Source organism: Rhizobium sp. P2_G9 (genome assembly GCF_056403475.1).
In genome coordinates, this window is the sequence record NZ_JBFUFK010000004.1 from 204,742 (window position 1) to 228,008 (window position 23,267).

The 23,267-nt window shown below is 60.8% G+C and carries 21 protein-coding genes; 8 read left to right on the forward strand and 13 right to left on the reverse strand.

Annotated elements, in window-relative coordinates; translation table 11 throughout:
- Positions 1–187 precede the first annotated feature (187 nt).
- Complete coding sequence (locus tag AC1DYF_RS05335) at positions 188–1,078, reverse strand: DMT family transporter (protein WP_477875641.1); 891 nt, start codon at positions 1,076–1,078, stop codon at positions 188–190.
- Between the two features lie 327 nt (positions 1,079–1,405).
- Here AC1DYF_RS05335 and AC1DYF_RS05340 point away from each other — a divergent pair, with 327 nt between their 5' ends.
- Together AC1DYF_RS05340 and AC1DYF_RS05345 are read left to right on the forward strand one after the other, a co-directional pair.
- The gene (locus tag AC1DYF_RS05340) at positions 1,406–1,540 is read left to right on the forward strand and encodes a hypothetical protein (RefSeq protein WP_477875642.1); all 135 of its coding nucleotides are present in this window, start codon (positions 1,406–1,408) and stop codon (positions 1,538–1,540) included.
- Positions 1,540–1,962, forward strand: a complete 423-nt coding sequence (locus AC1DYF_RS05345; protein WP_477875643.1) for a hypothetical protein — start codon at positions 1,540–1,542, stop codon at positions 1,960–1,962. The genes AC1DYF_RS05340 and AC1DYF_RS05345 overlap by 1 nt, the downstream gene beginning before the upstream one ends.
- On the opposite strand, the gene AC1DYF_RS05350 is transcribed toward AC1DYF_RS05345, so the two are convergent.
- Entirely contained in the window at positions 1,963–3,099 is a 1,137-nt protein-coding gene (locus AC1DYF_RS05350) for a PQQ-dependent sugar dehydrogenase (RefSeq protein WP_477875644.1), read from the reverse strand. It lies immediately after the preceding gene.
- 142 nt (positions 3,100–3,241) lie between these two features.
- The gene (locus tag AC1DYF_RS05355; RefSeq protein WP_477875645.1) at positions 3,242–4,180 is read right to left on the reverse strand and encodes an EAL domain-containing protein; all 939 of its coding nucleotides are present in this window, start codon (positions 4,178–4,180) and stop codon (positions 3,242–3,244) included.
- 213 nt (positions 4,181–4,393) lie between these two features.
- On the opposite strand from AC1DYF_RS05355, the gene AC1DYF_RS05360 reads away from it, so the two are divergent.
- Positions 4,394–5,596: a pyridoxal phosphate-dependent aminotransferase gene (locus AC1DYF_RS05360; protein ID WP_477875646.1), complete on the forward strand. Its 1,203-nt coding sequence runs from the start codon at positions 4,394–4,396 to the stop codon at positions 5,594–5,596.
- A 645-nt stretch (positions 5,597–6,241) separates the two neighbouring features.
- Positions 6,242–7,039 (forward strand): EF-hand domain-containing protein, encoded by a 798-nt coding sequence (locus AC1DYF_RS05365; RefSeq protein ID WP_477875647.1) that lies wholly within the window; start codon positions 6,242–6,244, stop codon positions 7,037–7,039.
- A 68-nt stretch (positions 7,040–7,107) separates the two neighbouring features.
- Here the strand turns inward: AC1DYF_RS05365 and AC1DYF_RS05370 are convergent, their stop codons facing one another.
- On the reverse strand, positions 7,108–8,709 hold the full coding sequence (locus AC1DYF_RS05370) for a calcium-binding protein (RefSeq protein WP_477875648.1): 1,602 nt from the start codon (positions 8,707–8,709) through the stop codon (positions 7,108–7,110).
- Between the two features lie 60 nt (positions 8,710–8,769).
- On the opposite strand from AC1DYF_RS05370, the gene AC1DYF_RS05375 reads away from it, so the two are divergent.
- On the forward strand, positions 8,770–9,171 hold the full coding sequence (locus AC1DYF_RS05375) for a hypothetical protein (RefSeq protein ID WP_477875649.1): 402 nt from the start codon (positions 8,770–8,772) through the stop codon (positions 9,169–9,171).
- Positions 9,172–9,499: 328 nt separating this feature from the next.
- Positions 9,500–10,219: a membrane-anchored protein gene (locus tag AC1DYF_RS05380; protein WP_477875650.1), complete on the forward strand. Its 720-nt coding sequence runs from the start codon at positions 9,500–9,502 to the stop codon at positions 10,217–10,219.
- Here the strand turns inward: AC1DYF_RS05380 and AC1DYF_RS05385 are convergent.
- A complete protein-coding gene (locus AC1DYF_RS05385) occupies positions 10,216–11,073 on the reverse strand; it encodes a 3-deoxy-manno-octulosonate cytidylyltransferase (protein ID WP_477875651.1) in 858 nt (285 codons plus the stop codon). The genes AC1DYF_RS05380 and AC1DYF_RS05385 overlap by 4 nt on opposite strands.
- Positions 11,070–12,014, reverse strand: a complete 945-nt coding sequence (locus tag AC1DYF_RS05390; protein ID WP_477875652.1) for a glycosyltransferase family 8 protein — start codon at positions 12,012–12,014, stop codon at positions 11,070–11,072. Before AC1DYF_RS05390 ends, AC1DYF_RS05385 begins: the two co-directional genes overlap by 4 nt.
- A gap of 172 nt (positions 12,015–12,186) precedes the next feature.
- On the opposite strand from AC1DYF_RS05390, the gene AC1DYF_RS05395 reads away from it, so the two are divergent.
- Positions 12,187–14,229, forward strand: a complete 2,043-nt coding sequence (locus tag AC1DYF_RS05395; RefSeq protein ID WP_477875653.1) for an acyltransferase family protein — start codon at positions 12,187–12,189, stop codon at positions 14,227–14,229.
- Between the two features lie 99 nt (positions 14,230–14,328).
- On the opposite strand, the gene lpdA is transcribed toward AC1DYF_RS05395, so the two are convergent.
- Genes lpdA through AC1DYF_RS05430 form a run of 7 tightly spaced genes read right to left on the reverse strand, consistent with a single transcriptional unit; the run spans position 14,329 to position 22,393 of the window.
- Positions 14,329–15,720 carry a dihydrolipoyl dehydrogenase gene (gene lpdA, locus AC1DYF_RS05400; protein ID WP_477875670.1) on the reverse strand — a complete coding sequence of 464 codons (1,392 nt, stop codon included), beginning with the start codon at positions 15,718–15,720 and terminating at the stop codon, positions 14,329–14,331.
- A 3-nt stretch (positions 15,721–15,723) separates the two neighbouring features.
- Complete coding sequence (locus AC1DYF_RS05405; protein WP_477875654.1) at positions 15,724–16,986, reverse strand: dihydrolipoamide acetyltransferase family protein; 1,263 nt, start codon at positions 16,984–16,986, stop codon at positions 15,724–15,726.
- A gap of 1 nt (position 16,987) precedes the next feature.
- Positions 16,988–18,001 (reverse strand): alpha-ketoacid dehydrogenase subunit beta, encoded by a 1,014-nt coding sequence (locus AC1DYF_RS05410; RefSeq protein WP_477875655.1) that lies wholly within the window; start codon positions 17,999–18,001, stop codon positions 16,988–16,990.
- 1 nt (position 18,002) lies between these two features.
- Complete coding sequence (locus tag AC1DYF_RS05415) at positions 18,003–19,235, reverse strand: thiamine pyrophosphate-dependent enzyme (protein ID WP_477875656.1); 1,233 nt, start codon at positions 19,233–19,235, stop codon at positions 18,003–18,005.
- A 46-nt stretch (positions 19,236–19,281) separates the two neighbouring features.
- Positions 19,282–20,409 (reverse strand): acyl-CoA dehydrogenase family protein, encoded by a 1,128-nt coding sequence (locus AC1DYF_RS05420; protein ID WP_477875657.1) that lies wholly within the window; start codon positions 20,407–20,409, stop codon positions 19,282–19,284.
- A gap of 19 nt (positions 20,410–20,428) precedes the next feature.
- Positions 20,429–21,616, reverse strand: a complete 1,188-nt coding sequence (locus AC1DYF_RS05425; RefSeq protein ID WP_477875658.1) for an acetyl-CoA C-acyltransferase — start codon at positions 21,614–21,616, stop codon at positions 20,429–20,431.
- Positions 21,617–21,625: 9 nt separating this feature from the next.
- The gene (locus tag AC1DYF_RS05430) at positions 21,626–22,393 is read right to left on the reverse strand and encodes a 3-hydroxyacyl-CoA dehydrogenase (protein WP_477875659.1); all 768 of its coding nucleotides are present in this window, start codon (positions 22,391–22,393) and stop codon (positions 21,626–21,628) included.
- A 277-nt stretch (positions 22,394–22,670) separates the two neighbouring features.
- Between AC1DYF_RS05430 and AC1DYF_RS05435 the strand changes: the two genes are divergently transcribed.
- On the forward strand, positions 22,671–23,144 hold the full coding sequence (locus tag AC1DYF_RS05435; RefSeq protein ID WP_477875660.1) for an Lrp/AsnC family transcriptional regulator: 474 nt from the start codon (positions 22,671–22,673) through the stop codon (positions 23,142–23,144).
- The last annotated feature ends 123 nt before the right edge of the window (positions 23,145–23,267 follow it).

Genomic DNA, 23,267 nt, shown 5'->3' on the forward strand with positions numbered 1-23,267 from the left:
GTTATTCTCAAGGTTCTTCCCAGTTGTTCGCAAATTGCCCGAACGCGGACAGAGTGAGGGCATTCCTAATTTTTGGCAAGCAAAACTTTCACGAATGATGCAAATTTAGCACGAAACGTGATCGATTCGCCTGTTCCAAAATGAGAAAAAGTATGGATTTCTTATTACTTTCGCCATTGTTTACAGTCTAGACTTGTTTGGCTGTTGCCTTTGTAAGCTCTGGTACAATTTCCACCATGACCATTGCGGCGAAGATAAGGCCGCACCCGATATAGCCTATGAGCGTGATCCGTTCGCCCAGCAAGAGCGCGCCGAACAATGCGCCAAACAGGGATTCACTGGCGAGAAAGATCGCGGCCTGCGGCGAGGTTGTCCAGCGCTGACCGACGACCTGCAGTGTATAGGCAACACCGGAAGAGAAGACGCCGGCATAGAGGATTTCGGGTGCTGCGTCCCGAAGGCCCGACCAGGTGACCGGCTCGACCGCAATGGCCACCGCGAGGCCGGCGATGCCGCAGATCAGGAACTGGACGGCGGACAGCGTCAGCGGCCTGGCGCTTTCGGAAACGAACATGCCGACAAGCAGAATCTGAGTGGCGAAGCAGACGGCGGAGGCAATCACCCAGAAGTCGCCGATCTTGAGGCGCGTGAGGTCGCCGCCGCTCAGATAATAGATGCCCGCCAGCGCCATCAGCGCCGCCGGCCAGATGATCCAGTGCGGCGCCCTGCGCAAGACGATGACGCTCAGCATCGGCACGATGATCACATAGAGGCCGGTGAGGAAGCTGGTATTGGTGACCGATGTCGTCAGCATGCCGATCTGCTGGGTGACCGCGCCGCCGAAGAGGGCCAGGCCGATCACGCCGAATGTCATCATATCCCGGGGTGCAATCGGCCTTACTGCCTTGCGGTCCTCGCGAATGGCAAACGGCAACACCACGAGGAAGCCGATCACGAACCGTGTGCCGACAAACCACCAAGGACCGATCGACTTCATCGCCAGATTCTGGCTGATGAAGGCCGCGCCCCAAATGGCGGCCGTCAGGAGGAGGATAAGATTGGCCTGGATACGGGTCATTTTCGTGGATTTTGCTCGGCTGGTTTGTTGGCGAGGCTTACCATTTCGATCAAGCCGGGACAATAATTACACGGTTGAAGAATTTTGATGCTTTCATTCACTTTTGAACATGCCGGCGCGTGGCATGGCATGGCCGGTTGATACCGCGAAAGCCAGTCGTCGCGCATTCATCACTGGCGTGAATGGTCGATGCTGCAATCGGCCTGTTTTCTTCATTGCAGCCGGCGTCGCCGCATGAATAAGATCGAGCCATATCCCGCGTTCCAGGAAACCGCTTCAGCGAGCCGGCACGCATGTAGGTGCAATCGGCCGTTCCGGGTAAAGACGATGACGATCAAATGGAAAATGACGGAGGGCAGGAAGCCGATGTTGAAACTGGTCGAGGGGCGACGCAAGGACGGTTTCGATGGCAGCGACACGGGGCCGGATCAATTCCTATTGGCTTGGCCGGCGTCCAAGTGATGGCAGGCTATTCCGGTACGCCGCTCGGCAAAAAGCTTGGCCTTAAGGACGGCATGCGGGCGCTGCTGCTCGGCGTGCCGGCGCATCTCGACGAAATCTTGGGCTTTCCAGGCTTTGCCGTCGTGGAAACGGCGATGCCGGATAGGCCAAGCCGCGCTTGTGATTACATCCATGTGTTCGAAACGGATCGCGCGCGGCTGGAAAGCCTGGTGCCGGCATTGCGTGCGGGCCTGAAGGCCGATGGCACGTTGTGGATCTCCTGGCCGAAGAAGGCGTCGAAAGTGCCGACGACGGTCACCGAGGACTGTTTGCGTGAGATTTTCCTGCCCGTCGCACTTGTCGATGTGAAGGTCGCGGCGATCGACCAGGTCTGGTCGGGGCTGAAATTCATGTTCCGCAAGGAAGTGCGCAGCAGTCTGTAGCTACTTGGCCCGCGAAATCCTGAGCACCTTGCCGTCATTGGAATCGGTGGTGATCAACAAGGCTCCGTCCGCAGTCGCCTTGATGTCGCGGAGCCGGCCATAGCGACCTTTCAGCATGCGCTCCTCGCCGGTGATCTTGCCGCCGGCATCGCGCGAGATGCGTGCCAGGAGCTGGAATTTCAGCGCCGTCACCAGAAAATCGCCGTCCCATTCCGGAAACATCTCGCCGCGATAGACCGCGAGTGCGCCCGGCGCGATCGACGGGTCCCAATAGTAGAGCGGCTGCTCCATACCGGCTTTCCTCGTGCCGACGCCGATTTTCGAGCCGTCATAGTTGACGCCATAGGAGATTATCGGCCAGCCGTAATTCTTGCCGGGCTCGGGATGATTGATCTCGTCGCCGCCCTTGGCGCCGTGCTCTACGCTATAGAGCACTCTCGTCTTGGCATCGAATGTGATGCCCTGAGGGTTGCGGTGACCCTTCGACCAGATTTCCGGCCGCGCCTTTTTGCCATCTGCGAACGGATTGTCCGCCGGTATCGAACCATCGCGGTTGATGTGGATGACGGCACCGTGGTCGTCGTGGAAATCCTGGGCGAGGTCCGGGGTAAATTGGTCGCCGATGGTGACGAACATGCTCTTGTCGGGCGCGAAGACAATGCGGGCGCCGAGATTGGCGGGGCGATCCTGCGGGTTGTTCGCACGGAAAACGGTCTTGATATCGGCTATGCTTTTCTCGTCATCCGCAAGCCGGCCGGAGAAAACCGCGATGCCGATCCCGGCATCGTAGTCTTCGGAAGCAGTGAAATAGAGCGTGCGGTCGTCGCCAAAATCCGGAGACAGCGCGACATCGAGGAGCCCACCCTGTCCTTCGGCATGGACTTTGGGCATTCCCTTTATCGGTTTGGAAAGCTTGCCATCGCGCAGGATGCGCAGGTTGCCGGAGCGCTCGGTGATCACGATCGCATTGTCGGGCAGGACTTCGACCGCCCAGGGATGATTGAGACCGGCGGCAAGGGTTTCGATGGAGATCGTCACTTTCTCGGTCTTCACCACTTCCGCAGCCAGGGCGATCAGCGGCGAGCCCGCGATAAAGCCAGCGAGAACAAGGCAATGGAGGTAGAGGCTGCGCGGCATGCTGTTCCCTATGGCGACAATGGTGACGGCAAGTTGGAGCAACAACCGGGCGGCAGCGTGTCAGGTTCCGGGAAATACAGTCACATTCGCATTACCGCCGATTGATCGGCTGTGCTCAAATCATCCATGGATGAATTTGGTATCAGCGCGTCCGCTTGCCGAAAGCAGCACCTTTGCGCGCACCCGTATTGAAGCTCGGCACGGCCGTCCTCGGCATGTGGACCTCTGGATTGTAGCGCTCCAGATCGGCGGCCGGTTTGACCACGGTCGCCGCGGCACCGCCCACTTCGGGAAACTCTTCGTTGAACGTCGTCGGCGCCAGTTGCGGGCGGGCCAGGGCATAGCCCTGCAGCAGCGGCACGTCGACCTGCCGGCAGATCTCGACCTGGCGGAGATCTTCCAGGCCTTCGAAGATCGAGAGAATGCCCTGTTCGCCGAAGCTGCGGACGAGATGGCGGAGCAGTGCCAGGCCGGCGGAATTCTCCAGGAAGTCGCGGACCCATTCGGCCTCGAACTTCACATAATCGGGCTTCAACAGGTTGATGCGCTCGCTGTCGCGCTCGTCGGCGCCATATTCGTCGATGGCAATACGGAAACCATGCTGGCGGAAGGCCTGGACGAGGCGGGTCGGCAGTTCAGCGCTTTCCGTGCCACGGCGTGTCAGCTTGCAGACGATCCGATCGGGGCTCATGCCGGCCTCGTGGGCGGCGAGCCGGATCATCTCGATCTCGCGCGCAATGTCGGCTTCAGCGACGAACAGGCCGGGACGGAAGCTCAGGATCAGCCGGGCATTGCGGCGGCGGAGCGCGCCGGTGTTGAAAATGTGCAGCGTGCGGCAGAGGCTGTCGATCATCATCATGTCAGGCTTGGCGACCTGCGGGAAGAATTCCGCCGGCTGAACCGGGTCGTCGCCACGCATCGGCCGGATCAGGCCTTCGAAGGCCTGGATATCGAGATAGCCTTCCCGATCCTGGCTGAAAATCGGCTGCAAGGCGGAATGCAGCGTGAACGGCCCGTAATCCGCGATCCAGGATCCGTCGTCGTCCTTGCGAAGATTGGAAAATACGCTGTTGCCCGCCATGTCGTCCAATACTCTCCACGCTCGCACAGACACGCAACATTAGCGCGTAAACGTTACTGCTGGCTTAAGTCGGAATTCACAATTGTTAATGTTGAGCATCAAAACAATGCATGTGCCATCGGGCTGCAAGAGCCGGGTTCCGCTTGATCGAGAGCCACCCATCTCCTATAAGGCCCACGCCCGTTTATGACAGCCATTTGAAGGAACAAGAGCATGGCCTTTCTCGCCGACGCGCTCTCCCGCGTGAAGCCCTCCGCAACCATCGCCGTGTCGCAGAAAGCCCGCGAACTCAAGGCGAAAGGCCGCGACGTCATCAGCCTTGGTGCCGGCGAGCCGGATTTCGACACGCCCGATAATATCAAGGATGCGGCAATCGCGGCGATCAAGCGCGGCGAAACGAAGTACACGGCTGTTGCCGGTATCATCGAACTGCGCGAGGCGATCGCGAAAAAATTCAAGCGCGAGAACAATCTCGACTATACCGCCAACCAGGTCATCGTCGGCACCGGCGGCAAGCAGATCCTGTTCAATGCGCTGATGGCAACCCTGAACCCGGGCGACGAAGTCGTGATTCCGGCGCCGTATTGGGTTTCCTATCCGGAAATGGTGGCGATTTGCGGCGGCACATCGGTTTTCGTCCCGACGACGATCGAGAGCAAATTCAAGCTGCAGGCGGCCGATCTGGACAAGGCGATCACGCCGAAGACCAAGTGGCTGATCTTCAACTCGCCGTCCAACCCGTCGGGTGCCGCCTATACCCGCGATGAACTGAAGGCGATCACCGACGTGCTCGTCAAGCATCCGCATGTCTGGGTGCTGACCGACGATATGTATGAGCACCTGACTTTCGACGACTTCAAGTTCACCACGCCGGCGGAAGTGGAGCCCATCCTCTACAATCGCACGCTGACGATGAACGGCGTCTCCAAGTCCTATGCGATGACCGGCTGGCGTATCGGCTATGCTGCCGGCCCGATCGAGCTGATCAAGGCGATGGACATGATCCAGGGCCAGCAGACCTCGGGCACCAATTCGATCGCTCAATGGGCGGCGGTCGAGGCGTTGAACGGTCCGCAGGACTTCATCGAGAAGAACAAGAAAGTCTTCCAGGGCCGTCGCGATCTGGTCGTCTCCATGCTCAACCAGGCCAAGGGCATCAATTGCCCGGTGCCGGAGGGCGCTTTCTACGTCTATCCATCCTGCGCCGGCCTGATCGGCAAGACCGCGCCTTCGGGCAAGGTGATCGAGACCGACGAGGATTTCGTCTCCGAACTGCTGGAATCGGAAGGTGTTGCCGTGGTGCATGGTTCGGCCTTCGGCCTCGGCCCGAACTTCCGCATTTCCTATGCGACCTCGGAAACGCTGCTTGAAGACGCCTGCAGCCGCATCCAGCGCTTTTGCGCCGCCTGCCGCTGACGCATTTTTTGCTGCGACAAACTGTAGCCGCTACTGGGATACCGGTGGCGGCTTTTGTTTTGCATTGCTGTAGTTGGCTGACGGTGATGACGGTCACTGGCGGGAAGATGCTAAGGATAGCTTAGTGTCTTGTGGAAAAGCGCGAAACTGGTGATCAAGTGATTACAGTATTTTTGGGGATAGATCGCAGTTTTAGATTGTGAATATTCGGTTAAAATTGCCGCCTATTTTTGATTTCCCGGGCTGTTCGCTTGCCGATATCGGCAGGAAGTACGCTTTCGTAGGAATATACATTCGGTTCACAAGACAAAAAGTCATAGAATTGCCTGCCGCGTTGATCCCGGGACTGCGGTGATGGCGCTGGAAGCGGCGTGAAATCAGTATATTAGCGCTACTTGCTTTGACGGACGGGGCAAATCACTTTAATTCGGCTGTGTTCCTGACGCCAAAGTGTCGGGAACAGACCATCGCTCGTGACGGTGTCACGCAAGAGCGGATGGATTCTTCGGTTCGGGGCAGCCCTGTTCTTCGTATCCGGCATGAGGCCGGATTATCGGGCTGACACCGCAGCAAACCTCCCTCGATTTCCGTCACCCGCTGGGCAAAGCGGCGAACACATGATTGACCCCTTGAAGGAGGGTTTGGATGAGCAGCGTATCATCTGCGGGCGGCAATGCGTATTACTATACGTTGCAGCAAAACGCGTTCAAAAAGCTGGATACCGACGGCAACGGCACACTGGACCAGAACGAGGTCGACGCGGGCAAGCCGAAGACAGTGACAAATGACCAGGCGACCAAGATCTACAACAACATGGACACCGACAAGTCCGGTACCGTGACACAAGATGAATTCATCAAGGGCACGACCACCGGCGGCGGCGTGGGGCTGATCAACCAGCTTCCGACCGATGCGATCGACGTGCTCTTGAAACTGCAGCAGGGTGGGGCGCTCACCCAGGCAGCGCCGGCCGAAGCCGACGACAGGCAGGGCGGAAGCAATGGCGGCAGCGGCGGCGGTTCCGGCTCGGGCGGCAGCCAGACATTCGATCCGCTCGACACGAACAAGGATGGCATCGTTTCCGAACAGGAATTCCTTGCCGCGCATCCTGAAGACGCGCCGAAGAGCGCCTCCGATACGTCCTCTTCATCTGACGCTTCAAAGACGTCCACCGCAGGCGGCCAGTCGAGTTCTTCAGACCCGAATTCGACGGCGACGCAAAGCCTGCAGCAGCAGGAACAGGAGCAGGCGCTCGCCATGCTCAACACGCCGCCGCGGCTTATGGGGCCGGATTTCTTCGACTCGTTCAATGACACGTCGGGCATGAGTAGCCTGGCCTCGATGTTCGGCAACTCGGGCAGCAGTCAGAACGGAGCGTCGAATATCTTCCAGCTGCTCGAAAACGAGCAGAATGGCGGAGCGTCGGCGGCAAGCCTGCTCTGACGATTTGCCGACAAAGGTTGCAAAGGGGCGGGGATGGACTCGCCCTTTTGTTGTGTGTCAGACTCGGCTCAATGGCTGAAAATGAAATCGTCGGCCGACAATTGACCGAGCCAGGCATGGCGGATGAACAGCGTATCGCCGCCGCAATCGATCATCACATCCGGTCCGATCTGGTCGGCGTGGCTGACGACGTCGTCGAAGTTCTTGAGGCTGTCGAGATGGGAGAAATCGACGCGATCGCCGTCGAAGAAGCCGCGGATCGTGTCGTGGCCGTATCCGGTCTTGAAGACGAAGGTGTCCTTGCCGTCGCCACCGATCAACAGGTCGTCACCGCGGCCGCCGTCGAGCCGGTCATTGCCGCCGCCGGCATTGATCGTGTCCTTGCCGCCCTTGCCGTGGAATATTTCAGCATCATCCTTGCCGGTCAGGGTATCGTCGTGCTTGGTGCCGTCAATCTCCGGCTCCGGAATGATGATCGGGATAAAGTGGGCGCTGTCGGGAGCCGCATTCGACACAGGCTTGAAGACGCGCTGCATGACGGCGCCTTTGTCGCCGTCGATATCATAGGACTGCCACTCGATGACGAAGCCGCCATGTTTAAGGGCAGTCACCGACGGATCGAGCTGTTCGCTGTTGGTGTGCTGGTTGACGCGGAATTCCTTGCCGTCCTTCGATCCGTCCGCGTGGTAGACCTGGGTATAGATGCCGCCGGTATTGCCATCCTGATTGTCCGATTGCCAGGTCACCACCCAACCGCCATTCGAAAGGGCGGCGATGTCAGGCGCCTGCTGGTCGAGGGCTGTGTGGGTGTTGACCCGCTTCTCACCGCCGATCTTGTCGCCGTCGATGTCGAAATGCTGCTGGTAGATGCCGTCGCCGCTGCCATCCTGGTCCTGGCTGTCCCAGGCGACCACATAGCTGCCGTCGGCAAGGCTGGTGACGGTCGAGTGGTATTGGTTGCCGGCGGTATGCGTGTTGACCCGCATTTCGTCGCCCGCCGGCGTGCCGTCGGCATTATAGGCCTGGCGATAGATGCCGCTGAAATCGTTCTGGTGGCCGTAGGACGACCAGGTGACGATCCAGCCGCCATTTTTCAGTGCAGCGACATCGGCATCGAATTGATCCGAGGCCGCGACGGTATTGACTGTCACCTCTCCGCCAAGCGGCTTGCCGTTCTTGCCATAGGCGCGCTGGTGGATGTCGAAATTGTCGCCGTGATCGGACTGCGTCTGCCAGGTCACCACCCAGCCGCCGTCCTTCAAAGCTGTCACCGCTGAATGTGACTGTTCGCCGGCGGTTTCGGTGTTGACACGTGTCTCGCCGCCGAGCCGCTTGCCGTCTGCGCCGTAAGCCTGCTGGTAAATTTCGAACGAGGTTGCGAGTTTGTCGCGCGAGGACCAGGTTTCAACCCATCCGCCATTCGGCAAGGCGGTGATCGCCGGCTCGAACTGGACATCGGCGGTGGTGGTGCTTACATGTTTCTCGCCGCCATGTTTGCTGCCGTCGGCATCGTAGCGCTGTTGGTAGACGCCATCCTGATCGCCGTCCTCGCCTTCGGAAGCCCAGGTGACGAGCCAACCGCCATCCTTGAGTGCGGCGACGGCTGGCATGTGCTGGTCGCCTAGCGTATAGCTGTTGACGCGTGTTTCCTTACCGCCTTTGTAAGCCATGGCGCTCTCCAGTTGTTTGCGGGCGCATCGCTGTGCGCCCTACTTGACCGGATAACGAGCTTGGAAGCCGTATTATTTGCGGCATTCAAAAATAATATTCGTTGTTATGTCGATCTGCTGCGAAATCAGCTCCAAGCAATGGGGGCAAAAGAGGGAAATTTGGGCAAAAAAAGAGGGCCACGAGAAATCTCGGGCCCTTATAGGTGTGAAGGTAATTTAAACCTCCAGAGGGGAACAGCTGATACGGCGGCACTGGGAGGAAAACCGCCATGTGCATCAGCTGAGGGAAATATGGTGGTTTTTTGTGCATTGCGCAAGGAGTTTAGGCGCATGACAGGTATGCAATTGGTGCATGCTGTATGTGATATATCAATAAGTGATTGTTTCAATGAAGTAATTTTGTGCTTTGAGGCACGTCATTCAGGCTTGCTGGCTAAACAATTTTGTTCGTGTACGTGCTAATTTGTGCGCAGGCCTTGAAAATGCACCTTCGCAGCACCGTGTCGGAAAATCAAGTTGCGCGCTCTGGCGACGATCGAATCATAGGGAAGCTTGAGCTTTGGGGCGCTCTCAGGTTCGTTCAGATAGCGGAAATTGGCGCCGAGGACAGCATATCGGCATGAATGATGAGTTGCATCCAGCCAGATTGCTTTGGCGACGGCGCGCTCCCTGCGGGCCTGATATCCAGCGCCGTTTAAGCCATAGACGCTTCTATTTGATCGGGAAAGGCTCTAATGCTGTCGCCGTTTGCCAAGGTGAACACCGTGCCGACAAGGAGCGTCAACCCACCGTGCATAGCAGACTGTTTCAAGCCCGGCAGTGGACACACCGGTTTATCAAATATCTCATTCTCAGGCCAAAACCCTGGCAGGATGAAGGATTGCGTGGCGCCAACGTCGTCGTGGTCGGCTCGGCGCCGGTCGCGACCAAGCCGGTCGGTCTCGACGACAGCTACCGGATCGTTACGATCAATGCGTCCCAGCATTCCCTGCGGGGATGGGATGTGTCGGACCCCTATGCGACGATCATGATGTTCAATCAGATCGATGGCACCAATACCAATGCCTCCGAGGTCCGCCGCGTGCTTTCGGGCGAACGCACCGGCAATCTCTATCTCATGCTTTGGCGCCATGGCCGTCCGCGAGCGGAGGACGGGCTCAAGGCGATGGGCTACAGCTATGCCAGCCTGACCCTGATCGACCGCTACCGGCGTGTCGCCCTGGTGCGCACCGTCACCGGCGAGCTCAATTTCGAGCTCGACGCCTCGACCAAATATTCGAACGGCATCATCGCCGTCCTCCTGGCGCTGCACAGCGGCGCCCGCGCGGTGATCCTCTCCGGCATCAATCCCAATTCGACCGGGCACGTCTATAATGCCGAAGACCTCGAGCGCAAGCATGTCGGCAAGGACAGCGCCATGCTCAAGCAGTTGATGGCGATGGGCATGCCGATCTATACCGCCGATCCCGCCGTTGCCGAGGATTTTGGTCTGCCATTGTGGAAGGGTTAGCCGCCAGCCTTCTTGTCAGCCTGCTTGGCAAGATGGCGCTGCTTGCGGGTCTTCGGCTTCAGGCTGGCGAAGAAATTGTAGACGCTCCGCTCAAGCTTGGTGATCGACATCAGCTTATCGATCTGCTGGTTGGCGTCGTCGAGCCGCCTTGCGAGCACTTCATTGGCCTCGGCCAGGATTTCGACCGGCGCGACATCCGGCATCGCCTTCATCAGCGTTTCGATCGGTGTGGCCTCGTAACGGCCTAGCATGGTGATATCGCCGCGCCGGGCGCGAACGGCGAGATAGATCTGCTCGAAATTCCAGTCGTGGACGTCGAACACCTTCCACTTGTCGCTGCGCTTGGCCGAAAATCCGGCCAGCACCACCTTGCCAGGCAGGCCGAGGCCTAGCAGCCACAAGGTCAGCGCAAAGCCGCTGGTGGCGAATTTCCCTGACGGATAGGTCTGGCCGAGGATATCGCGGAGGTCGAGATGCCGGACCGTGGCGCCGTTGAAGGCGGAGGCCGGGCTCAGCGTCTCGGAGCCATCGACGCGGACATTGACGATGCCGAGAAAGCGATCCGTCTGGAAAAATTTGAGCACGTCAGCCACTTCGCGACGATGAACGATATTGGCGCCCATCGTGCCGCTGCGCGAGATCAGCAGGCAAGGCGCATCGAAGCCGGCATCGAGTACCTTGTAGACTTTGTTGAAGAACACGAACAGCGTCGTGGACGGATATGTCTGGCGCAACTGCTCCGGCTGGGCCGCCTCGCTATTGCCGATCAGGACGATATGGGAATAGGGCGAAAAGAACGCCCGCCATTCCTCAAGCAATGAAAAGCGAAAATCCTGGCTCTGGTCTGTGCTCATTGGCTAAGGCCATTCCGGGCCAGAGACACGGCTTTCACCCGCTGCTTGAAATAGGATCGCGCCTGCGCCTCGCGCGGCGAATTGATGATCCGTGTGCCGGCGTAGCGCAGGAAGTCGCCGAGGTCACGGGTGAAGCTGCGCCCGGCGCAAAAATCCTTCCACGGCGTCCGCACCAGGGCTTCATAATAGAAGCGAACGAAAGCCCTGTGGCTCCAGTTGCGTGAGGTCTGCCACGGCTTGCGGCGGCCGGTGAAATGGAAGATCGTCGGCCGTTCGACAAAGGACGCAATGCCGGTCTGGGTATTCCAGCGATGTTCGAGCGGCAGCCACCGTCCCTGGAAGACGATGTTCAGCACATCCTGGTCGTTGGCCTCGAAGGTGCGGGTGGGGTCGGACAGCAGGTCGCGGGTTTGCGCCAGCACATTCTCGGCCAGGCATCGCTGCCAGTCGAACATCAATACGCCGGCGTTGAAATAGAGTGGGCCGTGGGCGAGGCCGAGCTGACTTTCGCGTCGCTCCGCCTTTTCCGGGAAAGCCATGAGATAGTCTTCGACCGCACCCAGCAGATTGCCGCCAAGATCCACGCTCCAAAGCGGGTCGATCGGCGCATCGACCAGAACGTCGGCATCGACATAGAGCAGACGGTCGAGGTCGGCGGGCAGGAGCCCATCCATGAACAGCCGCGCCAGTGTGGCCTTCGACCAGCGGCCCTTGGTTTCCCGCAGTGTTTCGGGGGCGCTATAGGCGACGATCTCGATGGTGACGCCGTTCTGGCGGCCGAACAGGGCGACGCGCTCGATATCTTCCGCCGTCAGGTCGATGCCGATCAGGTAATAATGGGTTGCCGGCGCTGCATTGTGGCGGGCGATGGACAGCAGGGCGCAGCAGGCGGCCGGCAGCATGTTGATATCCGAACATGTGACAACGGCACATCTTGACATTCAACCCGAACTCCAGTCTGGCAATCGCACCGACGGCGCCGGGCGATCCGAGCGATCTCATACTGTCTGGCGATGGTCCGATCAAGTATTGACCATGTCCATAACGGCTCGTAAATGCTGCCCGCCTTTCGCGCCGGCTCGAGTATCGGTGGCGATGCACAAGGAGAATTGCGTGACGCATGCAGGCCGATATCGCCCCGAACTCGATGGCCTCCGTGCGGTCGCCGTTGCCCTGGTCGTGCTCTATCATGCGGGCATAGCGGCATTTTCGGGCGGTTTCATCGGCGTCGACGTGTTCTTCGTGCTGTCGGGCTATTTCATGACGGCGATCATTTCGCGGGAGATCGACGAGGGCCGGTTCGAGCTGTCGCGGTTCTACGTGCGGCGCATCCGCCGGCTGTTTCCGGCGCTGGCGACGGTGCTGATCGTCTCCTCGGTGTTTGCCTGGGCGTTGCTGATGCCCGAGGAACTCAAGCACTTTGCCAACAGCGTGCGCGCCGCCGCGATGCTGCATGCCAATGTCCTGTTCGAGCGCGAAAGCGGTTATTTCGACCTTGATTCCCATATGAAGCCGCTGCTGCATACCTGGTCGCTGTCGGTCGAAGAGCAATTCTATCTGATCTTCCCGCTGGCGCTTGTCCTGCTCCGCCGCTATGGCGGTCGGGGCTTGGCGCCCTTGGTCTTGGTGATTGCAACGGCGCTTTCGTTTCTGCTCAGCATCTGGGGAGTCTTCACCGAGCCGACGGTTGCCTTCTACATTCTGCCCTACCGGCTTTGGGAACTGCTGCTCGGGGCGCTGGTGGCGCTCAATCCAAAGGCCATCAAACAGGATGGGGCCAATTTCCTGACCCTGGTGGGCCTTGGCGGCATCATCGCCGCCGGCCTGCTGTTCGACACCGAGACACCCTTTCCGGGGCCTGCAGCGATGTTGCCATGCCTGTCGACCATGCTGCTGATTGCCGTCGGCGGACAATCGAGCATCGCCCGGCGGTTCCTGGGGGCCAAGCCGATGCTGTTCCTCGGCAAGACCTCCTATTCGATCTATTTGTGGCACTGGCCGATCATCGTCTTCCTGCCCTATTTTCTTCCCAAGTCGTCGATGATCTGGGCACCGTTGCTGGTGATCGCAAGCTCGATCGTGCTCGGCTACGTCTCGTGGAAATTCGTTGAACAGCCGTTCCGCTATGCCCGCCCGAATGCCGCGCGCCGGACGGTTTTCGCGAGCTTTGCGGGCGGCCTCGCTTGCGCTGCGATCTTTGCTATCGCGGTCAGCGCCGGGGAGGGCCTGCCGAGCCGGCTTCCGGACAGCGCCCGCAAATTCTACGCCGCCAAGCTTGACGCCAGCCCCTATAGTGACATGCGCTGCTTCATGGATTCCGATGGCAAAGGCCTGGATCCTGAGCAGGTCCGTATCGGCAATCTATGCCATATCGGCGCCGAAGGCGTCCCGCCGACCTTCCTGCTCTGGGGCGATTCCCACGCTGCGGCCATCGCGCCCGCCGTAGATGTTGCCGCCCGCAAATTTGGCATATCGGGACTGTTTGCCGGCAGGGCGTCTTGTCCGCCGCTGCCGGATACGGTGTTCGGTCCGGCCTCCTCGGTCGCCCGCTGCGTCAAGATCAACGCCGCCGTGCTCAAGCTGCTGAAGCGCCAACATTTCCAGGCCGTATTCATGGCCGCCTACTGGCCCAAATATGTCCACCGCGCCGAATTGCCCACTGCCGGCATATTCTTCGACATCCACCAGCCGTTGCCGCTGCAAGACTGGTCGGCGCCAGTCATGGCCGGCCTGAAGACGATGACCTCGACGCTGACCGATGCCCACACTCTGCCGGTCCTGATCCTGGACGTGCCGGAAATGGGCTTCAACATTCCCGAAGCCCTGGCGCGAGCCCAGACGACCAACGGCACGTTGGATATCGCCCCGCCGCTCGATTATACCCTCAGGCGCCAGGCGCTGGCCCGGCGCGTGCTGACCGAGACGGCGGCTGTGCAAGGTGCTGCCTTGGTCGATCCGCTGCCGGCGATCTGCTTTGACGGCCACTGCAATGCCCGGCTCGGCGATATCGTGCTCTACAAGGACACCGACCACCTGACCAACAAGGGCGCGATCGCCATTTCGCGCGTTTTCGACCCGATCATGATACGGCTGGCGAAAGGCGATGCGTTGGCGAAGAACGATACGCTGATAAAGGCCGATGCGCCGTTGAAGTAGGCGAGTGCGTCGCGGCGGGTGCCGGGAGCGATTTGGGCAAACCGGCGTCAGAACGGGAACTGTCCTCGGGGCACGCTATGTTCGGCGATCCGGACGTCGTTACGAATGGAGAGCGTGGCCAAGTGCCTTCATCGCCGCCTCCTGGAAGGCCTCGCTGCGCGTCGGATGAGCGTGGATCGTGCCTGCTATGTCCTCGAGCCGGGCGCAGGTCTCGATCGCCTGCGCGAACGCACTCGATAACTCCGACACGCCCGCTCCGACTGCCTGGATTCCCAGGATGAGATGGCTGTCGGCGCGTGACACCACCCTGACGAACCCTTCTTCCGCCTGCATCGTCATCGAGCGTCCGTTGGCGAGAAATGGGAACTGTCCGACCTTGACGTCCAACCCGGCGGCTCGCGCCTCGTCCGGCGACAGGCCGGCAGTCACGATCTCGGGATCGGTGAAGCAGACGGCGGGTATGCACCGCTTGTCCCATGTCCTGCGCCTGCCGGAGACGATCTCCGCGACCATCTCTCCCTGAGCCATGGCGCGATGGGCGAGCATCGGATCTCCCGTGACGTCGCCGATGGCGTAGACGCCGCGCATCGACGTCCGGCATTGATCGTCGATACGGATGAAGCGGCCGTTCATCTCGAGGTCCAGTTCCTCAAGACCGCATCCTTCGAGCCGCGCGCGACGTCCGACTGTGACCAGGATCTTCTCCGCCTCGATCGTTTCTTCGGCTTCATCCTTCTCGACGACGAGACCTTTGCCATTGCCGGCGAGGCCTTTGGCCTTGGTTTCGGTGAGGACGCGGACACCGAGCCTCTCAAGTTTCAACGCCACGGGTTTGGTCAGGTCGGCGTCGTATTGCGGAAGAATTTTTTGCGTTGCCTCCACGACCGTCACCCGCGAGCCGAGCTTGGCGAAGGCGGTTCCCAATTCAAGCCCGATATAGCCGCCGCCGACCACGGCGAGGTTCGCCGGAACCTCCGTCAGGGCCAGAGCCTCCGTGGAAGACAGAACCGCATCTCCGAACGGCAGCGTCGGAACTTCGACGGCCGCGGACCCCGTCGCCACGACGACATATTCGGCGTGGATGAGCTGAGCGCCCGTCTCGGTCGCGACTTCGACAGTCTTGCCGTCGCGGAACGTCGCGGTTCCGATGACGATCTTCACTTTCGCCTTCCTGAGCAGCCCCTGGACGCCGGAATTCAGCCGAGCGACAATCCCGTCCTTCCATCTGACGGCGGCGCCGAGATCGATCGTAGGATGTCCGACTTTAATGCCAAGCGGACTGTCGGCGGAAAATGCCGAGACCTTCTCGAACTCGTCGGCCACATGGATCAGCGCCTTGGAGGGAATGCAGCCGATGTTGAGACACGTGCCGCCGGGCTTGCCCGTCTCGACAATGACCGTGTCGACACCGAGCTGGCCCGCCTTTATCGCGCAGACATAGCCACCGGGGCCCGCACCGATCACCAGAAGCTTGCAGTTGATTTCCTTCAYGACTCAGCCTTCCAGAAAGATCATCGCGGGCGTTTCGAGCAAAGCCTTGACGCGCTGGATGAACGTGGCGGCATCCCAGCCGTCGACGATCCGATGGTCGAAGCTTGACGACAGGTTCATGCTTTTGCGGGGCACGAACTGGCTTCCGTCCCAGGCCGGCTTCATCACCAGCTTATTGACACCGACGATGGCGACTTCCGGGTGGTTGATGATCGGCGTCGAGACAAGCCCGCCAAGCGCTCCGAGCGAGCTGATCGTGATCGTCGATCCCATAAGCTCCTCACGGGTCGCCGTACCGTCGCGCGCGGCTTGCGACACGCGTGCGATCTCGGCCGCGCAATCGCGAAGGCCACGGGCCTCGACATGCCGGACCACCGGGACCATCAGTCCAGTCGGCGTCTGTGTCGCGACGCCGACATGCACGGCCTCATACCGGAAGACCACGCCTTTCTCGTCGTCGAACGTGGCGTTGACCACAGGATGGTCTTCGACAGCCCTGGCGATCGCCTTCATCAGGAATGGAAGGATCGTGAGCTTCACCGCGTCGCCGCGCTTGTCCTGGTTCAACTTCGTCCGCAACTCCTCGAGCGCGGTCATGTCGACGTCCTCGACATAGGTGATATGCGGAATGCGGCTCGCGGCCATCGACATCTTCTCCGCGATACGTCGCCGCAATCCCGTGACCTTGATCTCCGTGATACCAGTCCGCTTCTGCGCGACCTTTGGGGAGGCTGCCTGATCACCCTGCTGCAGGTGACGGTCGAGGTCCTCATGGGTGATGCGGCCTGCCGGACCCGTCGCCTTCACCTGCCTGAGATCCACCCCGGACTCGGTCGCGTGCAGCCGGACCGCCGGAGATGCCAATGGTTTGTCAGCAGGCTTGGCCACGACATGCCGTGCGTGGGAGCCTGWTGCCGCCGACACGGCATTCTCTTGCGGATTTGCCTTGGGCGCGAATGGCGGCGACTCCGGCTTCACGGGGGCGATGGTCGGTTCGGCCTCGTCGGCTGTCCCGGCAGGCGCGTCCCCGGCGACATCGATTTTGATCAGGGCCGCTTTGACGGCGATCTTGTCGCCGATCTCGCCGCCGAGCCAGGTTACCGTGCCACTGACCGGCGATGGGATTTCGACCGTCGCCTTGTCGGTCATGACGGCGGCGACGATCATGTCCTCGCGGACTGGATCGCCCACGCTGACATTCCATTCGACGAGTTCGGCTTCAGCGACGCCTTCGCCGACATCCGGCATTTTGACGACATGTTCCATCTCAAGCCCCCAGCGCTTCGGCCATGGCCCGGCCTACGCGGTCGGGTCCAGGGAAGTAATCCCACTCCTGCGCGTGGGGATATGGGGTGTCCCAGCCCGTGACGCGGGCGATCGGCGCTTCGAGATGATAGAAGCAATGTTCCTGGACCAAAGCTGCAAGTTCGGCCCCGAAGCCGGAGGTCAGCGTAGCCTCGTGCACGATGACGCACCGGCCGGTTTTCGACACCGAGGCGACGATCGCTTCCAGATCGAGAGGAAGCAACGAGCGGAGGTCGATGATCTCGGCGTCGACGCCGAACTGCTCTGCGGCGGCGATGGCGACGTGCACCATCGTTCCATAGGCCAGCACCGTGATGGCGCTGCCATCCCTGACAACCTCGGCTTTCCCGATCGCAATCGCGTAGTGTCCGTCAGGGACTTCGCCTTTCGGATGCTTCGCCCAGGGCGTCACCGGCCTGTCGTAATGGCCGTCGAACGGGCCGTTATAGAGCCGCTTCGGCTCAAGGAATATGACCGGGTCCGGATTCTCGATCGCCGAGATCAGCAAACCCTTGGCGTCATAGGGATTGGACGGCACGATGACCTGGAGGCCGGCAACATGCGTGAACAGGGCCTCGGGGCTCTGGCTGTGGGTCTGGCCGCCGAATATTCCACCACCCGTCGGCATGCGCACGACGATCGGACAGGTGAAGTCACCATGCGACCTGTGGCGAATGCGCGCCGCCTCCTGCGTGATCTGATCATAGGCGGGATACATGTAGTCCGCGAACTGGATTTCGACGCAGGGCCTCAGGCCATAGGCAGCCATACCAATGGCGACACCGACGATGCCGGATTCGTTGATGGGGGCGTCGAAGCATCGCGAAGCGCCGTACTTTGCTTGCAGGCCCTGGGAACAGCGGAACACGCCGCCGAAATAGCCGACATCCTCGCCGAACACGACGACGTTCTCGTCTTTCGCCATCGAGACATCCATGGCGCTTCGGACCGCTTCGATCATTGTCATTCTGGTCATGTCAGTAGCCCGCCTGCTGCCTCTGCCGCCGGATGTGTGGCGGCATGTCCTTGTAGACACCCTCGAAAATGTCGCGGACTGACGGCTTGTGGCCCGAATGAAGGGTGCCGAAAGCCTCGGCCTTCTTCTGCGCCTCGATCACCTCGTCGTCGATCTCGCTCTGGGCCTGCACGTGCCGCTCCTCCGTCCAGGCGCCCCTGGCGATCAGATGCTTCTTGAGACGTTTCAATGGGTCGCCCAAAGGCCACGCCTCGAATTCGTTTTTGGGCCGATAGGCGGACGGGTCGTCCGAGGTGGAGTGCGGCCCGGCCCGGTAGGTGACGTATTCGATCAGCGTGGAGCCAAGGTTCCGACGCGCCCTTTCTGCGGCCCAGGATGCGACCGCGTGGACAGCGAGGTAATCGTTTCCATCGACACGCAGCGACGGAACGCCGAAACCGAGACCTCGCGCCGCGAAGGTCGCGGAACTGCCGCGCGCGATCCCCTGGAAGGTGGATATGGCCCATTGGTTGTTGACGATGTTCAGGACCACGGGTGCCTTGTAGGTCGACGCGAAGACCAGCGCCGAATGGAAATCGGCCTCCGCGGTGGCCCCGTCGCCGACCCAGCCCATGGCGATCTTATGGTCGCCCTTTATCGCCGACGCCATGCCCCAACCCACCGCCTGTACGAACTGCGTGGCGAGGTTGCCCGAGAGCGTGAAGAAGCCGTGCTTCTTGGAGGAGTAGAAGGTCGGAAGCTGCCGCCCCCGCAAAGGATCGTGATCATTGGAGTAGATCTGGCACATCATGTCGGACATCGGATAGCCGGACGCGATCAGAAGGCCAGCTTGCCGATAGGTCGGGAAATTCATGTCGCCATCCCGGAGCGCCATCCTGGCCGCGCAGGCGACAGCCTCTTCGCCGAGATGGACGACGTAGAATGACGTCTTTCCTTGCCGCTGCGCCAGCAGCATCCTGGCGTCGAAGGCGCGCAGCTTCATCATATGCCTCAATCCGGTGAGAAGCTGCTCGTCGGTGAGGCCGCCGCTCCATGGACCGACCGCTTTTCCCTCGTCATCGATAACCCGGACGATGGAGTAGGCCAGGTCGCGTATCTCGTCAGCGGACACATTCACCGGCGGCCGTCGGACCGCCCCTGCCTCCGGCACCTCGAAGGCGGAGAAGTCCGGGGCCGCACCGGGCCGAACGGTGGGTTCGGGCACGCGCAGGCTCAAACGTGCGTCTTCGTTCATTTCGTTTTCCATCTTTTCGATGTCCTCCGACGCCATTCAACACTGGCTAAAGGTTGCGCGCGATGACCAGCTTCTGGATGTCACTCGTTCCCTCGTAGATTTGCGAAACGCGGACGTCGCGGTAGATGCGCTCGACCGGATAGTCGGACATGAAACCATAGCCGCCATGAATTTGGATCGCCGCCGAGCACACACCCTCTGCCATCTCGGTGGCGAAGAGCTTTGCCATGGACGCCTCCGACAAGCAGGCAAGGCCTGCGTCCTTCAATGACGCGGCGTGCAGCACGAGTTGCCGGGCGGCCTCGATCTTGGTCGCCATGTCCGCCAGGCGGAAGGCGACCGCCTGATGCTCCATGATCGCCTTGCCGAACGCCTTGCGCTCCTTGGCGTAGTCCCTGGCGGCCTCGAAACCGGCACGCGCCATTCCGACGGCTTGCGATGCGATGCCGATGCGCCCGCCTTCAAGGTTCGCCAAAGCAATTCTGTACCCTTCGCCCTCGTTGCCAAGCAGGCAGTCGGCGGGCAACCGCATGTCGTTGAAAGCAATCTGACATGTGTCGGACGCGTGCAGGCCCATTTTATCCTCGACGCGCACGACCTGGTATCCGGGCGTGTCGGTGGGCACGATGAAAGCCGAGATGCCTTTCTTGCCCGCGCCGGCATCGGTGACGGCGAAGACGATCACGACGTTGCCGTTCTTGCCGGATGTGATGAACTGCTTCGTTCCGGTGATGACATAGGCGTCGCCATCGCGGAGGGCTTTGGTCTTGAGATTGGCGGCGTCCGAACCCGCCTGCGGTTCGGTCAATGCGAAGCCGCCGATCCACTCGCCGCTTGCCAGCTTCGGGAGAAACCGTCGTTTCTGCTCCTCGTTGCCGAAGCGCAGGATCGGAACGCAGGCGACGGAGCTGTGCACGCTCATGATCGTCGAGCACGACCCGTCTGCAGCAGCAATCTCCTCGACCGCGGCAGCGTATGCGACCGCCCCCGTTTCCGACCCGCCATAGGCTTCGGGAACTAGCATCCCGAGCAGGCCGAGCTCACCCATCTCGCGCAGCTCTTCGCGCGGAAAACCGTGGTCCTTGTCGCGCCGCGCCGCGCCTGGAGCGAGCCGCTCGCGGGCGAAGTCGCGCGCCATGTCGCGTATCTGGGTCTGCGTCTCGTCCAGTATCATGCTTCTCCTCCCAGCGGCGTCAGATGCGTTCGACGGCGATCGCCGTTGCTTCGCCGCCGCCGAGGCAGAGCGAAGCCATCCCGCGTTTGAGGCCGTAGCGCTCCAACGCAGCCAGCAGCGTCACCACGACGCGCGCTCCGGACGCTCCGATGGGATGTCCGAGCGCGCAAGCGCCACCATGGATATTGAGCTTGTCTCCGGGAATGTCGAGGTCGCGCATCGCCGCCATCGGCACGACAGCGAAGGCTTCGTTGATCTCGAAGAGATCGACGTCCCTGAGCGCCCAGCCCGTCTTTTCCGACAGTTTCTTCAGCGCGCCGACGGGAGCCGTGGCGAATTGGTTGGGCGCCTGTGAGTGCGTCGCGTGCGCGACGATGGTGGCGAGCGGCTCGACCCCTCTGCTTTCAGCGCTCATGCGGCGCATCAGCGCAATCGCCGCAGCCCCATCCGAAATCGACGCGGAGCTTGCCGCGGTGACGGTTCCGTCTTCGCGGAAAGCCGGCCGGAGCGTGCGAATGCGCTCGATACTGGCCTTTGCCGGCTGCTCATCGCGGCTGATCTCGCGCGATGTCTTGCCGGATGTCACCGTGACGCCGGCGAGTTCAGGGTCGAACGTCCCGTCCTCCACCGCCTTTTTCGCTCTGGTGAGCGACTCGATGGCATAGGCGTCCTGGGCATCGCGGGTGAACTGGTAGGCCTCGGCGCATTCCTCCGCGAACGTGCCCATCGATCTGCCGCTTTCATAGGCATCTTCCAGGCCGTCGAGAAACATGTGGTCCAGGATTGAACCATGCCCCATGCGGTATCCGGATCGCGCGCGCTTCAGCAGATAGGGCGCGTTGGTCATGCTCTCCATGCCGCCCGCCACCACTATGTCCTGGGCTCCCGCCATGATCTCGTCATGGCCGATCATCAGCGCCTTCATGCCGGACCCGCAGACCTTGTTCACAGTCACTGCGCCGCAGGCATAGGGAAGACCTGCTGCGAGAGCAGCCTGGCGCGCGGGAGCTTGACCGAGGCCAGCGGGGAGGACGCAGCCCATCAGGACTTCGTCGACGTCGTCCGGCTGAAGTGCGGCACGCTGCACCGCCGCCCGGATCGCCACAGCGCCCAATTGCGTGGCGGAGAGGTCCTTGAGATCGCCTTGGAAGCCACCCATCGGCGTGCGGGCCGCCCCGGTGATGACGACTGTATCAGGAATGGACATTCAAGCACCTCACCTTGCTGCCATACGGAGCGCGCCATCCAGCCGGATGACCTCGCCGTTGAGCATGTCGTTGTCGAAAATGTGTTGGACCAACGAGGCGAACTCGTCGGGCCGCCCCAATCTGTTGGGAAAAGGAACACTCTTTCCGAGAGAGTCCTGCACCTCCTGCGGCATGCCCGCTATCATCGGCGTCTCGAAAAGTCCCGGCGCGATCGAGACGACGCGAATGCCGATCGAGGCGAATTCCCGGGCGACCGGCAAGGTCATCGCCGCCACACCGCCCTTCGAAGCCGCGTAGGCCGCCTGACCGATCTGCCCCTCATAGGCGGCAATGGACGCGGTGTTGACGATGACGCCGCGGCAGCCGTTCTCGTCCGGTTCCTGCTTGGCGATAGCATCGGCGGCGAGACGCAACATGTTGAACGTGCCGATCAAATTGATCGAGATGGTCTTGGTGAAGCTCTCCAGCGAGTGCGGCCCTTTGCGGCCGAGCACCCTTTCGCCGGGCGCGATCCCAGCGCAGTTCACGAGACCCCGGACGCCGCCGAAGGCGTCGCTCGCCAGAGCCACGGCATCCATGCAGTTGGCTTCATTGGTGACGTCGACACGAAAGAAACGCGCCGCTTCGCCGATTTCGGAGGCGACGGATTGGCCCCGGTCCGTGTCCATGTCGGCAATCAGCACGCGGGCTCCGGCATGCGCGAGGCGCCTGGCAGTCGCTGCTCCGAGCCCGGAGGCGGCTCCCGTCACGATCACGGCTGCGTCTTGCATCTTCATCTCAACCTCCCGATCGGCATTTCAAGTCAATTCGCTCAAGCCGGCAACAACCACCCGCGTCCCGATGTGGTCTCCCGGGCCACGAGGTCGGCGGCGGCGTTGCTCGGGGTGGCCATGTCCTCCGTCCCGTCGACAGAGCCGCGCATATATGCCTGGCTGCCACCGCCGACGTCATGTTAGATTATCAAAAATATGATCGACGATTTGATCTGTTTGTACCAACAAAACGGGCGTTTTTTAAGTCAATTGCACCACGATAACGCGAAGGAGCAGGCAATTGTCTCAACTTGGTGATCTCGATACATTCGACCAGAAGATTCTGAGCGAGCTTGCCTCCGATGGGCGATTGAGCTGGCGCGATCTGGCCGAAAAGATCGGATTGTCTCTGTCGCCGACGATAAGGCGGGTTCGTCGCCTGGAAGAGCTTGGCGTCATCAAGGGTTATTATGCGGCCATCGACCAGGGGCGGCTTCGTGATGCTATCGGCGTGTTCATTACCGTCGCGCTCGAACGGCAGGTGAAAAACGCGCTCATCGAATTCGAGCGGCGCGTCAGGGCCGTGCCCGAGGTCGTCGGAGGATACCAGATCAGCGGCGCATCGGACTATCTGATCCACGCCATGGTAGAGGACCTGCCGCACTACCAGGCGCTATTGGACAATCTGACGGCCATCGAAGGCGTTTCACGGATTCAATCGAATTTCGTCGTCAAGACCTTCATTCAACGAATGTCGGCTCTTCCCGAGCGTTAGCCCGGATATCTCACACTTGTTTTTGAATTTGCTTTCGGCGGGCGTTTTCGAGGGTTCAGCGGTGATGTCGGTGCTTGCGCGGCGGGTCAGGGGCGCGCTGCAGCATTTTGACCGTCAACGGGG